13 protein-coding genes are annotated in these 14,213 nt (G+C 71.7%); 11 read left to right on the plus strand and 2 right to left on the minus strand.

Annotated features, from left to right (window positions below):
• Positions 1–65: 65 nt before the first annotated feature.
• Positions 66–911, minus strand: a complete 846-nt coding sequence (locus FM125_RS09780; protein WP_067189565.1) for an HpcH/HpaI aldolase/citrate lyase family protein — start codon at positions 909–911, stop codon at positions 66–68.
• A 190-nt stretch (positions 912–1,101) separates the two neighbouring features.
• Between FM125_RS09780 and FM125_RS09785 the strand changes: the two genes are divergently transcribed.
• The 8 genes from FM125_RS09785 (at position 1,102) to hpaD (ending at position 10,465) form a co-directional block, all read left to right on the plus strand.
• Positions 1,102–1,974: a ubiquitin family protein gene (locus tag FM125_RS09785; protein ID WP_070637195.1), complete on the plus strand. Its 873-nt coding sequence runs from the start codon at positions 1,102–1,104 to the stop codon at positions 1,972–1,974.
• An 87-nt stretch (positions 1,975–2,061) separates the two neighbouring features.
• Positions 2,062–3,276 carry an aminotransferase-like domain-containing protein gene (locus tag FM125_RS09790; RefSeq protein WP_087134478.1) on the plus strand — a complete coding sequence of 405 codons (1,215 nt, stop codon included), beginning with the start codon at positions 2,062–2,064 and terminating at the stop codon, positions 3,274–3,276.
• A 205-nt stretch (positions 3,277–3,481) separates the two neighbouring features.
• Positions 3,482–5,146 carry a fumarylacetoacetate hydrolase family protein gene (locus FM125_RS09795; RefSeq protein WP_087134471.1) on the plus strand — a complete coding sequence of 555 codons (1,665 nt, stop codon included), beginning with the start codon at positions 3,482–3,484 and terminating at the stop codon, positions 5,144–5,146.
• A gap of 17 nt (positions 5,147–5,163) precedes the next feature.
• On the plus strand, positions 5,164–5,889 hold the full coding sequence (locus FM125_RS09800) for a GntR family transcriptional regulator (RefSeq protein ID WP_087134479.1): 726 nt from the start codon (positions 5,164–5,166) through the stop codon (positions 5,887–5,889).
• A gap of 133 nt (positions 5,890–6,022) precedes the next feature.
• A complete protein-coding gene (hpaE, locus tag FM125_RS09805; RefSeq protein ID WP_067189572.1) occupies positions 6,023–7,546 on the plus strand; it encodes a 5-carboxymethyl-2-hydroxymuconate semialdehyde dehydrogenase in 1,524 nt (507 codons plus the stop codon).
• A 345-nt stretch (positions 7,547–7,891) separates the two neighbouring features.
• Positions 7,892–8,227, plus strand: a complete 336-nt coding sequence (locus tag FM125_RS09810; RefSeq protein ID WP_067189574.1) for a hypothetical protein — start codon at positions 7,892–7,894, stop codon at positions 8,225–8,227.
• A 98-nt stretch (positions 8,228–8,325) separates the two neighbouring features.
• Positions 8,326–9,108: a hypothetical protein gene (locus FM125_RS09815; RefSeq protein ID WP_067189576.1), complete on the plus strand. Its 783-nt coding sequence runs from the start codon at positions 8,326–8,328 to the stop codon at positions 9,106–9,108.
• Between the two features lie 193 nt (positions 9,109–9,301).
• Complete coding sequence (gene hpaD, locus FM125_RS09820; RefSeq protein ID WP_087134473.1) at positions 9,302–10,465, plus strand: 3,4-dihydroxyphenylacetate 2,3-dioxygenase; 1,164 nt, start codon at positions 9,302–9,304, stop codon at positions 10,463–10,465.
• Between the two features lie 271 nt (positions 10,466–10,736).
• Here the strand turns inward: hpaD and FM125_RS09825 are convergent, their stop codons facing one another.
• Positions 10,737–11,762: a CoA transferase gene (locus FM125_RS09825; protein WP_083315133.1), complete on the minus strand. Its 1,026-nt coding sequence runs from the start codon at positions 11,760–11,762 to the stop codon at positions 10,737–10,739.
• A 75-nt stretch (positions 11,763–11,837) separates the two neighbouring features.
• Between FM125_RS09825 and FM125_RS09830 the strand changes: the two genes are divergently transcribed.
• From FM125_RS09830 to FM125_RS09840, 3 genes are all read left to right on the plus strand, one after another.
• Positions 11,838–12,623 carry an FAA hydrolase family protein gene (locus FM125_RS09830; RefSeq protein ID WP_087134474.1) on the plus strand — a complete coding sequence of 262 codons (786 nt, stop codon included), beginning with the start codon at positions 11,838–11,840 and terminating at the stop codon, positions 12,621–12,623.
• Between the two features lie 108 nt (positions 12,624–12,731).
• Complete coding sequence (locus tag FM125_RS09835; RefSeq protein WP_087134475.1) at positions 12,732–13,613, plus strand: HpcH/HpaI aldolase family protein; 882 nt, start codon at positions 12,732–12,734, stop codon at positions 13,611–13,613.
• Positions 13,614–13,789: 176 nt separating this feature from the next.
• Positions 13,790–14,158 carry a protein adenylyltransferase SelO family protein gene (locus FM125_RS09840; protein WP_087134476.1) on the plus strand — a complete coding sequence of 123 codons (369 nt, stop codon included), beginning with the start codon at positions 13,790–13,792 and terminating at the stop codon, positions 14,156–14,158.
• The last annotated feature ends 55 nt before the right edge of the window (positions 14,159–14,213 follow it).

Consider the following 14,213-nt stretch of genomic DNA (forward strand, 5'->3'; position numbering starts at 1 on the left):
CTCGACGGTCTCCCGAACGAAAGCGTCCGGGGACTCGACCGTTTCCCGAACGAAAGCGCCTGGGGTCAGGCGTTCCAGAGGCCGTAGGAGTCGGCCAGGTCGGCGATCTTCCGGGCGCGCAGCAGGCGCGGCAGGTAGGAGCCGTCGCCCACGGCCGCGCCGGCGGCGTGCTGGTCCAGCAGGTCGTGGGCCCACTTGACCTCGTCCTCGGACGGGGAGAGCGCCTTGTTGACCCAGTCCACCTGGTCGCGGGAGAGCACCAGGCGGCCGGTCATGCCCATCGTGTTGGTCAGGCCTGAGGTCTCGGCCACGGCGTCCTCGCCGTCGGTGTTGCCGGGCGGCCCGTCGATCGCGCCGGGCAGGCCGCCCACGCGCGAGGCGATGACCAGGCGGGAGCGGGCGTAGGCCATGGCGATCGGGTCGTCGCCGACGCCCACGTCCTTGCGGAAGTCGTTGGTGCCGAAGGCCAGGCGGAAGGTGCCCGGCGCCCTCGCCACGGCCGTGGCGTTCTCCACGCCGAGGGCGGACTCGAGCAGGGCGATCACCGGGGTGCCCGCGCGCAGGCGCATGGCGGTGAAGGTGACCTGCTCCGGCTCCTCCGTCTCGGCCAGGATCACCCCGCGCACACCTTCCAGGTCCTTGAGGGCCTCGAGGTCCTCCGCCCAGTGGTCCGTGGTCGTCGCGGAGATGCGCACCCACGCGGTCATGCCGCTGGAGAGGGCGTCCACCACGTTCGCGCGGGCCTGCTCCTTGTGCTCCTCCGGCACGGCGGCCTCGAGGTCGAAGATCACGGAGTCGGCCTCGGAGGCCAGTCCCGGAGCGAAGTCCTCCGGTTTGGCGGCGTTGACCAGCAGCCAGGAGCGGCTGAGCTTGGCGGGCAAGGCGGCGGCACGTCGATTGCGCAGAGGCATGCCCGTCAGCCTACTGGCTCGGGCCCGCGCCGGACACGGCCCCGAGGTCCGTGCTCGCCTGCCGGACGGCGGTGGCGGCGGTAGCATGGGCCCACGACGACGGCCCCGCACCTCCGCCACGCACGCGCCCGCCTTCGTCCCCCTTCCGTCCCGCACGTCCGCCGTCACATCCCGCCAGGAGTAAGCGCCCATGCACCGCACCGGCCGCCGCCCCGCCGCCCGCGCGCTCGCTTGGGCCGGCTCCCTGGCCCTCGGCACGGCGGCCCTGGCCGGATGCACCCCCGCGGACGAGGAACCGACCGGAGATGGCAGCGGCTCTCCGAGCGCCGGAGAGCAGACCGGCATCCCCCAGGTGGACCGGGACGGCTACCAGCCGCTGACCGTCCATCTCGTGGCGCCCGTGTGGTCCGCCCCGCCGGGCACCTCCGGTGTGCGCGTCGGCTGCCAGGACCAAGACCTGCTGGTGGCCGTGCAGACCGCGCCGACCAAGGCCGAGGACCCTGCGGACATGGCCATGGACTTCCTGCTGCAGGACACCACCGGCACCCACGGGGACCCGGCGCTGACCAACGCCGTGGCCGCCTCCGCGAAGACCCTCACCTACACCGGCCACCACCGCGACGGCGACACCGAGGTGTTCGAGTTCGCCGGCACCGTGACCGTGGAGGACGCCTGCGACGCCGAGCGCGTCCGCGCCCAGCTGGAGGCCACCGCCGCCGCGAACACGGACGCGGGCGAGGTCCGCGTGACCGTGGACGGCGAGGACATCGCCGACGTGCTCGGCCTGCTCCCCTACGAGCCGGGCGACGAGTACACCGCTCCCCCGGAACCGGAGGAGCCGTCCGAGACGCCCGCCCCCGGCGAGGGTGCTTCCAGCGAGAGTGCCCCCGGCGGGGGTGCTCCCGGCGGGGGTGCCCCCAGCGAGAGCGCCCCCGGGTGGACGGCCCCCAGCGAGGGGACGCCCAGCGAGAGTGCCCCCGGCGAGGGCCAGCCGAGCCTGCCGGGAGCCTCCCCCTCGTACGGTGTTCAGACCCATCCGGTCGTCCCGCCCAACGGCCCCTGAGCATCGCGCGCGCATACGCCGGCTGTCACAGCGGAAAGGGAACAGGGGCATCGCGCGCGCATGCGTCGGCTGTTAGCCTTCTGTGCCGTGTCCCAGAGTCGTGACTTCCTCTCCCAGCGCGCCCTCGGCGTGAAGCAGTCCGCGGTCCGTGATGTCTTCGACATCGCCATGGACCCCAATCTCGTCTCCCTCGCCGGCGGCAACCCGTGGCTTTCGGGCCTGCCCCTGGACGAGCTCGGCAAGACGGCCGGCGAGCTCGTCTCGCGGCACGGGACCGAGTCGCTCCAGTACGGTCCCGGCCAGGGCCTGGAGCCGATGCGCCAGGCGGCGTGCACCGTGATGGCCGGCGACGGCATCCCGGACGCCGATCCCGAGCTCGTCGTCATCACCCCCGGCTCCCAGGCCGCCATCGACACCGCCTGCCGCGCCTTCGCCAACCCGGGCGACGTCGTCGTGGTGGAGGACCCCACCTTCGTGGGCGCCCTGACCAGCTTCAACACGTGGGAGCTGGACGCCGTGGCCGCCGGCACGGACGAACACGGCCTCATCCCGGCCGAGCTCGACGCCACCCTCGAGCTGATGGAGGCCGAGGGCCGCCGCGTGGCCTTCCTCTACACCATCCCGTCCTTCGCCAACCCGTCCGGCGCCCTGCTGCCGGAGGACCGCCGCGACGAGATCGCCCGGATCTGCGCCAAGCACGGGGTGCTCATCGTGGAGGACAACCCGTACGGCCAGATCGCCTTCGACGGCCGGCCACTGGCCCCGATCGCCGCGAAGCACCGCGACCAGGTGGTCTACCTGGGCACCATGTCCAAGATCTTCTCCCCCGGTGTGCGCATCGGCTGGGCCCTCGTTCCCGCCGCCCTGAAGCGCGAGTTCTACCTGTCCGCGGAGTCCGCGTTCATCCACGCCTCCACCCACGGCCAGATGCTGTCCACCGCGTTCGTGGACCACTTCGACTGGCAGGGCCACGTCCGCGAGGTCTCCGGCCTCTACAAGGAGCGCGCCGAGGCGCTGTGGGACGCGGTGAAGGAGCACTGGGACCCCGCAGTGGAGTTCATCCGTCCGCAGGGCGGCTTCTTCCTCTGGGGCTCGCTGCCGGAGGGCGCGGACACCCTCGAGCTGATGACCGAGGGCATCAAGGCCGGCGCCGTCTTCGTGCCGGGTGCCGCGTTCACCCCGGTCGAGGGCACCCACTCCACCCTGCGCCTGGCGTTCTCCTTCGTGGAGGCCGAGAAGCTGGTGGAGGGCGTGAAGCGCCTGGCGCCCGTGGTCAACGAGGCGGTCGCGCGCACCCGCTGACCCCTTCGGCAGGCCCCTTCGGGCGGCCACCGGCCGACGGCCGCCTCCCTGCGTGGGGAGGCGGCCGTCGTCGTTATGCTGATGCCCGACGACGGCCCTCGCCTCCGGTGCCCGACCGCCCCTGCCGTGCCCCGCCGGCCGACCCCCTTCCGGCGACGGCGAACACCCCTTCCCCGGTACGGGCGGATCGTATATGATCCGAGCCATGACGCAGAGCACAGGCCAGAACACCGCCACGCCGACTGTCACGGAGCACGACTTCACCCGCCGCGAGAACCGCCCGGGCAAGGTCCTCGCGCTGCACCTGAACTATCCCTCGCGCATCGCCCAGCGCGGCCGCTCCCCCCAGTTCCCCGGCTACTTCATCAAGGCCGGCACCTCGATCGCCCGCTCGGGCGACACCATCGAGCGCCCCGCTGACACCGAGCTGCTCGCCTACGAGGGCGAGATCGCGCTGATCATCGGCACCCCGGCCCGCCGCGTCTCACCGGAGGACGGCTGGAGCCACGTCGCCGGCATCACCGCCGCCAACGACTGGGGCCTGTACGACCTGCGCCACGCGGACAAGGGCTCCAACGTGAAGAACAAGTCCGGCGACGGCTACACGCCGCTCGGCCCGGCCGTGATCTCCGCCGAGGGCCTGGACCCGAAGGCGCTGCGCGTGCGCACCTGGGTCAACGGCGAGATCGTCCAGGACGACACCACCGAGGACCTCGTCTTCCCGTTCGGCCAGCTCGTGGCCGACCTGTCCCAGCTGATGACCCTCGAGGAGGGCGACGTCATCCTCACCGGCACCCCGGCCGGCTCGTCCGTGGCCCAGCCGGGCGACGTCGTCGAGGTCGAGGTGGACGCTCCCACCGCCCCGGACGCCCCGACCACCGGCCGCCTGGTGACCGAGGTCGTGGCCTCCGACCGCCCGATGGCACCCTTCGGCCACGGCCCGAAGGTGGACGACACCCAGCGCGAGGAGGCCTGGGGGTCCCGCCAGGCCGCAGGGCTGCCGCCGGTGGACACGGAGGCCGCCGGCCCCGTGCCGTCCAGCACTGAGGACGCCGGCCCGGCAGCGCAGGCCGCGGCGCCGTCGTCGTCCGCGGTGGACGAGAACGGCCACTGGGTGCCGAACGCCCCGCAGCCGGACCGCTCCCTGCTGACCCCTCAGCTGCGCGCCACGATCAACGCCACCGCGGTCGCCACCATCACGGCCCAGCTGCAGAAGCGCGGCATCCAGAACGCGACCATCGACGGCCCGCGCCCGGTCCACCGAGGCCGGCGCGTCCTCGGCTACGCGAAGACCCTGCGCTACGTCCCCAAGCGCGAGGACCTGGCCAAGGAGTTCGGCGGCGGCTTCAACGCACAGAAGCGGGCCATCGACTCGGTGCAGCCGGACGACGTGGTGGTCATGGAGGCCCGCGGCGAGCACGGCACCGGCACCCTCGGGGACGTCCTGGCCCTTCGCGCCCAGGTCAACGGCGCCAACGCGGTGATCACCGACGGCGGCGTGCGCGACTCCGCCGCCGTGGCCGAGGTCGGCATCCAGGTGTACGCCGGCGCGACGCACCCGGCCGTGCTGGGCCGTCGCCACATCCCGTGGGAGGTCGGCGGCACCATCGCCTGCGGCGGCACCACCGTGCAGCCCGGCGACATCATCATCGGAGACGACGACGGTGTGGTGGTCGTCCCGCCGGCGCTGCTCGAGGAGGTCGTCCACGACGCCTACGAGCAGGAGCTGCAGGACGCCTGGGTCTTCGAGCAGGTCAAGGACGGCCACCCGGTGGACGGCCTGTTCCCGCCGAACGCCCAGTGGAAGGCCGCGTTCGCCGAGTACCGCAAGACCCTGCCGGACGCCCCGGTTCCGGAGGGCGACGCCTGAGCATGGGCGGCACGGACATGCCCCGCGGCGAGGCCGCGCCGAGGCGAGGGTCGGACGGGACGGGACAGGCCGCCGTCGGGACCGGCGCCTCGAAGGCGGACCGCGCCTACCAGGCGATCCTCGAGGGGATCCGGGACCAGCGCCACGAGCCGGGCGACCGGCTGGTGCTGTCCCAGATCGCCGCGGAGCTTCAGATGTCCGTGGTGCCCGTGCGGGAGGCGATCCGCCGCCTGCAGTCCGAGAACCTGGTGGCCTACGAGCGGAACGTGGGCGCCACCGTGGTGGGCATCGACCCGGTGGAGTACCGCCACACCATGGAGACGCTGGCGCTGGTGGAGGGCTTCTCCACCGCCCAGTGCGCCCCGCACGTGACCGCCGAGGACATCGCGTCGGCCCGTGAGGTGAACGCGGCCATGCGCGCGATGACCGCCTCGGAGCAGGCGTGGGACCCGGTGGCGTTCACCGAGCTCAACCGCCGTTTCCACTCGATCCTGTTCGAGCACCGCCAGAACGAGCACGTGCACGACCTGGTGCACCGCGGCTGGAACCGCCTGGCCGCGCTGCGCTCCTCCACGTTCGCGTACGTCCCCGGCCGGGCGGACGCCTCCGTGGACGAGCACGAGCAGCTGCTGCGCCTGATCGAGGACGGGGCGCCCTTCGAGCGGATCGAGGCCGCGGCCCGCGCCCACCGTCTGAACACCCTGCACGCCTACCTGGAGCACAGCGCCGCGCAGTCCACGTGACCGCCCGGCGGCAGACGGCGCCGAGGCCGGCTCCAGGAGCCGAGAAGAGCATCCGCCCCTTCCGACCCATCCGACCCATCCGACCCTTCCGACCCACCCGAAGCACCCGAAGCACCGAAGCGAAGGAGACACCATGACCGAGAAGACCAGCATCGAGGCCCGCAAGCCCGAGGGCCTGCCGGACGTCCTGCGCCACTACATCGACGGCGAGTTCGTGGACTCGCTCGACGGCGACACCTTCGACGTGCTCGACCCGGTGACCAACGAGCCGTACCTGAAGGCCGCCTCCGGCAAGGCCGCGGACATCGACCGCGCCGTGGCCGCCGCGAAGAAGGCCTTCGAGTCCGGCGAGTGGTCCCAGGCCCTGCCGCGCCAGCGCTCGCGCGTGCTGCACCGGATCGCGGACATCATGGAGACCCGTGGCGAGCAGCTGGCCGCCATGGAGTGCTTCGACACCGGCCTGCCGATCAAGCAGGCGAAGGGCCAGGCCGCCCGCGCCGCCGAGAACTTCCGCTTCTTCGCGGACCTGATCGTGGCCCAGCACGACGACGCCTTCAAGGTGCCCGGCCGCCAGGCGAACTACGTCAACCGCAAGCCGATCGGCGTGGCCGGCCTGATCACCCCGTGGAACACCCCGTTCATGCTGGAGTCCTGGAAGCTGGCCCCGGCCATCGCCACCGGCAACTCCGTGGTGCTCAAGCCGGCCGAGTTCACCCCGCTCTCGGCCTCCCTGTGGGCGGGCATCTTCGAGGAGGCGGGCCTGCCGAAGGGCGTGTTCAACATGGTGAACGGCTTCGGCGAGGAGGGCTACGCCGGCGACCCGCTGGTCAAGCACCCGGACGTGCCGCTGATCTCCTTCACCGGCGAGTCCCGCACCGGCCAGATCATCTTCGCCAACGCCGCCCCGCACCTGAAGGGCCTGTCCATGGAGCTCGGCGGCAAGTCCCCGGCCGTGGTCTTCGAGGACGCGGACCTGGAGACCGCGATCGACGCGACCATCTTCGGCGTGTTCTCCCTGAACGGCGAGCGCTGCACCGCCGGCTCGCGCATCCTGGTCCAGCGCTCCATCTACGACGAGTTCGTGGAGCGCTACGCCGCCCAGGCGAAGAACGTGAAGGTCGGCCTGCCGAACGACGAGACCACCGAGGTCGGCGCGATCGTGCACCCGGAGCACTTCGAGAAGGTCATGTCCTACGTGGAGATCGGCAAGTCCGAGGCCCGCCTGGTGGCCGGCGGCGGACGCCCGGAGGGCTTCGACGAGGGCAACTTCGTGCAGCCGACCGTGTTCGTGGACGTGGCCCCGGACGCCCGGATCTTCCAGGAGGAGATCTTCGGCCCGGTGGTGGCCATCACCCCCTTCGACACGGAGGAGGAGGCCCTGCAGCTGGCCAACAACACCAAGTACGGCCTGGCCGCGTACATCTGGACCAACGACCTCAAGCGCGCCCACAACTTCGCGCAGAGCGTGGAGGCCGGCATGGTGTGGCTGAACTCCAACAACGTGCGGGACCTGCGCACCCCGTTCGGCGGCGTGAAGGCCTCCGGCCTCGGCCACGAGGGCGGCTACCGCTCGATCGACTTCTACACCGATCAGCAGGCCGTGCACATCAACCTCGGCGAGGTCCACAACCCGGTGTTCGGCAAGCAGGGCAAGTGACCGGCTGACCCGGGCCTCCTCGTTTCGGCGCCGAGCCAGAGGCTTCCCCTTGGCGCCGAGCCAGAGACGCCTCTTTGGCGTCGAGCCAGAGACTTCGGCTGCTTCAGGCCTGTCTGAAGTGACCAGTCCTTCTGGTTCGGCGAGGGGACGGCGAGGGGGCGGGAACCGCGGACACGGTGATCCCCCGACGACGGCACTCACCTCACGGAGGTGAGTGCCGTCGTCGTCATCCCGCCCCGCCGCGTTTTCGTTCGGGAAACGGTCGGGTCCCGGCGCGCTTTCGTTCGGGAAAGGGTCGAGTCCCGGCCTTGTCCTTCCGCGGCCACGCTGGGGATGATGGGGCACATGCACAACCACCCACCCGGCCGGGTGCGCTTCACGTACCTCCATGGCGCCGAGAACTTCATCGATCTGCCGGACACGGTCGATGACGCCCCGACCCCCGCGGCGCTGATGTCCGCCGACGTCCCCGCCGAGCTGCAGGCGAGGATCGAGGCCTGGGACGACCACATGGGGGATGCGTTCGACTACACGCATGGCGGCGAAGGACGGCCACCGGAGTCCTGGCCGAGCACCCTGCGCGATTCGCTGACCCGGGAGTACGACGCCCTGCTTGCCGACCTGCACGCTGCGGGGCTGCCGGCGGTGCGCGACGCGTGGTGGGCACCCGACTCCACGTGACTGCGTCCCCTGCCTCCACGTGACCCCTGCCCCTGCCCTTGCCCTCCATGGCCTCGCCCCGCAGGATGGGCCCAGACAGGACCGACGGGGAGGGGATCATGGCTGTTCCGACGCGCAATCCGGAGTTCGCCCCACCGGGAAAGTTCTCCTGGGTGCGGGCGGCGGCGAAGAGCACGCTGCTGTGGGCGCTGAACTACGGGGCCGTGGCGGTCGTGATGCTGCTGTGCGGCCTCAGCGCCGTCACCAACCGCAGCGGCAGCCCCGTCGAGCCGGCCTACGCCCTCTACGCGTGGACGATGATGCAGGGCTTCTACCCGCTCTACCACCGGGCCACCGGCGCCTCGGACGACTACATCCCGCAGAGCCCCCGCTTCCTTCGCCTGCTCCTGCTGACCCAGACGATCGGGCTCGTCTCCCTGGCGCTGGTGGTGGGGCCGCTCTCCCGGATCGGAGCGGAGCTGCACGAGCCCGGGTCGACGGTCGCCCTGCTGGACACGGACCCGACCGCGTGGAGCGTGTTCATGCTCCACGCCCTCGGCATGCTCGGCTGGCCCACCGCCAGCGCCCTGTTCATGCTCCGCATGACCGCTCAGCCCGGCAGGCTCCTGCCAGGGCTGCTGGTGGGGGTGCCGCTGTTCCTTGTCACGTTCCTGGGCGGGCTGATCGGCGGGTGGTTCCTCCTGGGCACCGCAGACGTCCCGCAGGGCACCGTGCTTGTGATCTGCGGACTGTTCGGCGGCACCGGACTGCCGGTCATGGCCGGGACGATGCTGTGGTTCCGTGCCTCCACCGCGCGCGAACCGTTGGGCCCACCGCCGGCGAAGGCCGGGATGTTCACCGGTGCCGTGCAGCCGCCCTCCTCCCGTCCTCCCCGGAGTTGAGGGCGAAGATCCCCGGAATCCGGTCGCGTTGGCGGGGAACTGTGCCCACCTCGCCCTCGGCAGCCCCTCTCCCCTCACCCCTTCCTCCGCGGCGCAGGATCATATACGATCTTGGTCAGAAGGAACGTGCCCCAGCGCACACCCTCCGCACCGACGTCGCCGTCGGCACCACACCCCAGAGTCAGGAGTGAGCATGAGCAACCTCGAGGGCCGCACCAAGACCTCGTCCGGCTTCTACGTGGGCCAGGAGGGCCCGGTGAAGACCGAGAATCCGATTCCCACCCCGACGTCCCCGGCTCCGGACGTGCTGCGCTGCGCCTACATGGAGCTCGTGGTGACCGACCTGGCCGCCTCCCGCCAGTTCTACGTAGACGTCCTGGACCTGGTGGTGACCGAGGAGGACGAGAACACCGTCTACCTGCGCTCCATGGAGGAGTTCATCCACCACAACCTGGTGCTCCGCAAGGGCGAGACGGCCGCCGTGGCCGCGTTCTCCTACCGCGTGCGCACCCCGGAGGACCTGGACAGGGCCGTCGCCTTCTACGAGGAGCTCGGCTGTCGCGTCGAGCGCAGGAAGGACGGCTTCGTCAAGGGCATCGGCGACTCGGTGCGCGTCGAGGATCCGCTGGGCTTCCCGTACGAGTTCTTCCACGAGGTGGAGCACGTGGAGCGCCTGGCCTGGCGCTACGACCTCTACTCCCCGGGCGCCCTGGTCCGCCTGGACCACTTCAACCAGGTCACCCCGGACGTGCCCCGCGCCGCCCGCTACATGCAGGACCTGGGCTTCCGCGTCACCGAGGACATCCAGGACGACAAGGGCACCGTCTACGCCGCCTGGATGCGCCGCAAGCCCACCGTGCACGACACCGCCATGACCGGCGGCGACGGCCCGCGCATGCACCACGTCGCCTTCGCCACCCACGAGAAGCACAACATCCTGGCAATCTGCGACAAGCTCGGCTCGCTGCGCATGTCCGACGCGATCGAGCGCGGCCCGGGCCGCCACGGCGTCTCCAACGCGTTCTACCTCTACCTGCGCGACCCCGACGGCCACCGCGTGGAGATCTACACCCAGGACTACTACACCGGCGACCCGGACAACCCGGTCGTCACCTGGGACGTGCACGACAACCAGCGCCGCGACTGGTGGGGCACCCCGGTCGTGCCGTCCTGGTACACCGACGCCTCGCTCGTGCTGGACCTCGACGGCAACGTCAAGGAGGTCGTGGCCCGCACCGACGACTCCGAGATGGCCGTGACCATCGGCGCCGACGGCTTCTCCTACACCCGCGCCGAGGACGAGAAGGAGATGCCGGACTGGAAGAAGGGCGAGTACAAGCTGGGCAACCAGCTCTGACCCTCCCCCTTCGAGGCCCCGGCCTCTGAGCTGAACCACGACGGCGGTCGCCCACCTCAGGCGGCCGCCGTCGCCGTCTGTCCGTGCCCGCCTCCCGGCGCCCCGCCCCTGCGCCGAACCAGAAGAAACGCACACTTCACCACCCCGCGAACCAGCCGAACCCTCTGGCTCGGCGAACCAGAAGAAACGCACACTTCGCCACCCCGCGAACCAGCCGAACCCTCTGGCCCGGCGAACCACAAACCCTCTGGCTCGGCGCGGGGGCCTGAACTCACGTCACCGGCACGATCGGGAGGTCATGCTCCTTGGCGAAGGTCACCCAGTGCTCTGCCGGCTGCTCGGCGAACACCGCGGCCAGCTCCTCAGCGCTCGTACCCAGCAACGTCTCCATGCGCTCGCGGAAGTGCGGCTCGAGCGCGGCCAGGGCCACGTACCCGTCGGCGCAGCGGTAGATCCCGTACTCGGGCAGGGTCCCACCGAGGATCGCCTCGGCGTGCGTCAGGTCGGTGGTGACGGCGGCGTCCCGCACGGCCTGTTCGAGGGAGACCTTCACGCGGACGGCGCCGCCATGCCCGCCGGCCACGTTCGCCCGGCGCTGCAGCAGCGCGGCGAGCGCCTGGCCGGCGGCCCGCTCGCCGCCCATGACGTCCGCCAGCAGCACGGCCGGCAGCCGCGGCGCCTCCGGACCGCCCGCCGCGATCGTCCCGTTCGCGGCCTGGTAGGTCAGGTCATGGCCCGGATCCTCCGGGTCCTCCTCCGAGCCGACGACCTCCACCCACGCCAGGGACATACGGTCCGCAAGCTCGGGCAGGCCGAGCCGCTCGGCCGCCGAGGGGCGCATGGAGGTCACGAGGATCTCGGCCTGGTCGGCCAGTTTCGCCAGCTGTGCCCGCCCCGTCTTGTTCTTCAGGTTGACCTCTACGATCTCCACTTCTGCAGAGAAGCGCTCGTAGATCAGCGTGGACATGCGGGACATCATGTCCCCGCCCGGGCTCTCCACCTTGATCACGTGGGCACCCCACTGCCGCAGCCGCCAGGCCGCCCACGGGCCGGGCAGGTTCGGGGCCAGAGACAGGACCGTGACACCCTCCAGCGGGCGCAGCGGCACCGGGGCCGCCGCCCCATCGTTCGCCGCGCCCCTCTCGGCCGCGGTCGTCTCGGCAGCGGTCTCGGCAGCGGTCACGGCGGGGCCTCCTCCGGCTCGGGCGACGGCCTGTCCCACCGGAGCTGCGAAGAGCCCGGCGAGGCGGCCGTCGTCGTGGGTCTTGCCCACAGCATGCCAGCGGATGTGAAGCACGTCACGAACGTGACGCCGGCGAACATATACGATTCTGCCCAGAGCCCCTGTACCCTCGCCGACGCAAGGAGCGCCATGCTGAACCACGAGACGCACGTGAAGATCGCCGACGAGCTGCACCAGGCCGGCATCGACCGCACACCGGTCCCCCTGTTGACCGCCCGCTACCCGGAGATGGAGATCGAGGACTCCTACGCCGTCCAGCGCATCTGGGCCGAGCGCCAGGTTCAGGCCGGCCGCCGCAAGGTGGGCCACAAGATCGGCCTGACCTCCAAGGCCATGCAGGACGCCACAGGCATCGACGAGCCGGACTACGGCGTGATCTTCGACGACCAGGTCTTCGAGTCCGGCCACGTCTACGAGTGGAAGAAGTACACCCACCCGCGCATCGAGATGGAACTGGCCTTCGTGCTCAAGGATGAGCTGCGCGGCCCGGGCCTGAACCTGATCGACGTGCTGCGCGCCACCGAGTACGTGGTCCCGGCGCTGGAGGTGCTGGACTCGCGCATCGAGATGGCCGGCCGCACCATCACGGACACCATCTCGGACAACGCCGCCCTGGGCTCCATGGTGCTCGGCGGCCGCCCGGTGACGGTGGACGAGGTGGACCTGCGCTGGGTCGCCGGCGTCCTGTCCCGCAACCAGGAGATCATCGAGACCGGCGTGGCCGCGGGCGTGCTGAACCACCCGGCCAACGGCGTGCACTGGCTCGCCAACCGCATCGCCGAGCACGGCGACGCGCTCGAGGCCGGCGAGATCGTCCTGGCAGGCTCCTTCACGCGCCCGATGTGGGTCTACGAGGGCGACACCGTGTACGCCGACTACGGCCCGCTGGGCACCATCACCTGCCGCTTCGCCTGAGCCCCGCGCTTCCCGACGACGGCCCCTCGCCTGGGGCACGGCCGTCGCCCCGGGAACGGCCCGCCTCCTCCCGCCCCACCGCCCGCTGACACCCCAGGAGCCTGTGAGATGCCCGTGATCGACAACGCCCAGCCCCTGTTCCGCGACCTGTTCACCGCCGAGGCCGTGGCCGCGCGCGGAGGCCGCCCGGCCGCCGGCATGTTCCTGTGCTCCGGCGACGCCACCACCGCGGAGATCTGCGCCGGCGCCGGGATGGACTACCTGCTGATCGACGCCGAGCACGCCCCGCTGACGCTGGCGGACATCCTCGCCCAGCTGCGCACGATCGCCGGCTACCGCGTGCCCACCATGGTGCGTGTGCCCGCCCTGGACCCGGTGGCGATCAAGCAGTTCCTGGACCTGGGCGCGCAGACGCTGATCGTGCCGATGGTGGACGACGCCGAGATGGCCGCCGCCGCCGTGGCCGCGGCCCGCTACCCGGGTGCCGCCGGCGAGCGCCCCGGCATCCGCGGCGTGGGCTCGGCCCTGGCCCGTTCGGGCCGCTGGAACCGGATCGGCGGCTACCTCAAGGACGGGGACTGCCAGGTGGGCGTCATGGTCCAGATCGAGACCGCCACGGGCGTGGAGAACGCCGCCGAGATCGCCGCGACCGACGGTGTGGACGGCGTCTTCATCGGCCCCTCGGACCTCTCGGCCTCCATGGGCCTGCTGGGCCAGCAGTCCCACCCGGACGTCGTGGCCGCCGTGGAGCAGACCATCGGGGCGGTGAAGGCCGCCGGCAAGATCGTGGGCGTCAACGCCTTCGTGAAGGCCCAGGCGGAGGCCTACGCGGCCGCCGGCGCCGACTACGTGAACGTGGGCGCGGACGTGGCGATCCTGGCCCGCGGCGCCGAGGCGCTCGCGGACACCTGGTGCCCGGCCGTCGAGGGTGGGACCGGCGACGGCGGGGCCGGCGAGGGTGGCGCGGACGGCGAGCGCGCCTCCTACTGAGCCGGCGGCCCGCGCCTCGTACTGAGCCGGAGCTGCCGAGCCGCAGAGCACTGACGGCGAGCGCGGCACCGTCTGCCGTGGCCTCGCCCAGGACGGCCAGAGCCCGGGAGGCTGGGCCCCTGTCCGCAGGACCCGGCACCTGCCGTCCGGGGCGGCCCGCTCCGTACGCTGGGACGATGGACTCCACTTCCCGCCCCGCCTCCGGCTCCACCCCTCCCGAGGACCATCGTCCCGCCTCCGCCCCGCACCTCGCCTCGGTGTTCGCCGACGCCTTCCCGGAGCTCGCCGTGCCCTGGCAGGCGGCGGAGCCGATCTGCCCGAGCGACGTGTTCCTGGATGAGCAGCTGGCCGCCGAACTCGGCCTGGACCCGGCGTGGCTGCGCAGTCAGGAGGGGCTGCGCCTGCTGACCGGCGAGCGCCCGGCGCTCGGCCCGGGCCAGGACCCGGCGGCCGCCCGGCCGGTGGCCCAGGCGTATGCGGGACACCAGTTCGGGCACTACTCCCCCGTGCTCGGCGACGGCCGCGCCCTGCTGGGCCGCCGTTAAACACATCTGACGCTGCCGACGAAGAGGATAGTGTAGATCTCGGTGGTCGCCGAAT

Source organism: Micrococcus lylae (assembly GCF_900163825.1).
In the GTDB taxonomy this organism is placed as follows: Bacteria; Actinomycetota; Actinomycetes; order Actinomycetales; family Micrococcaceae; genus Micrococcus; species Micrococcus lylae.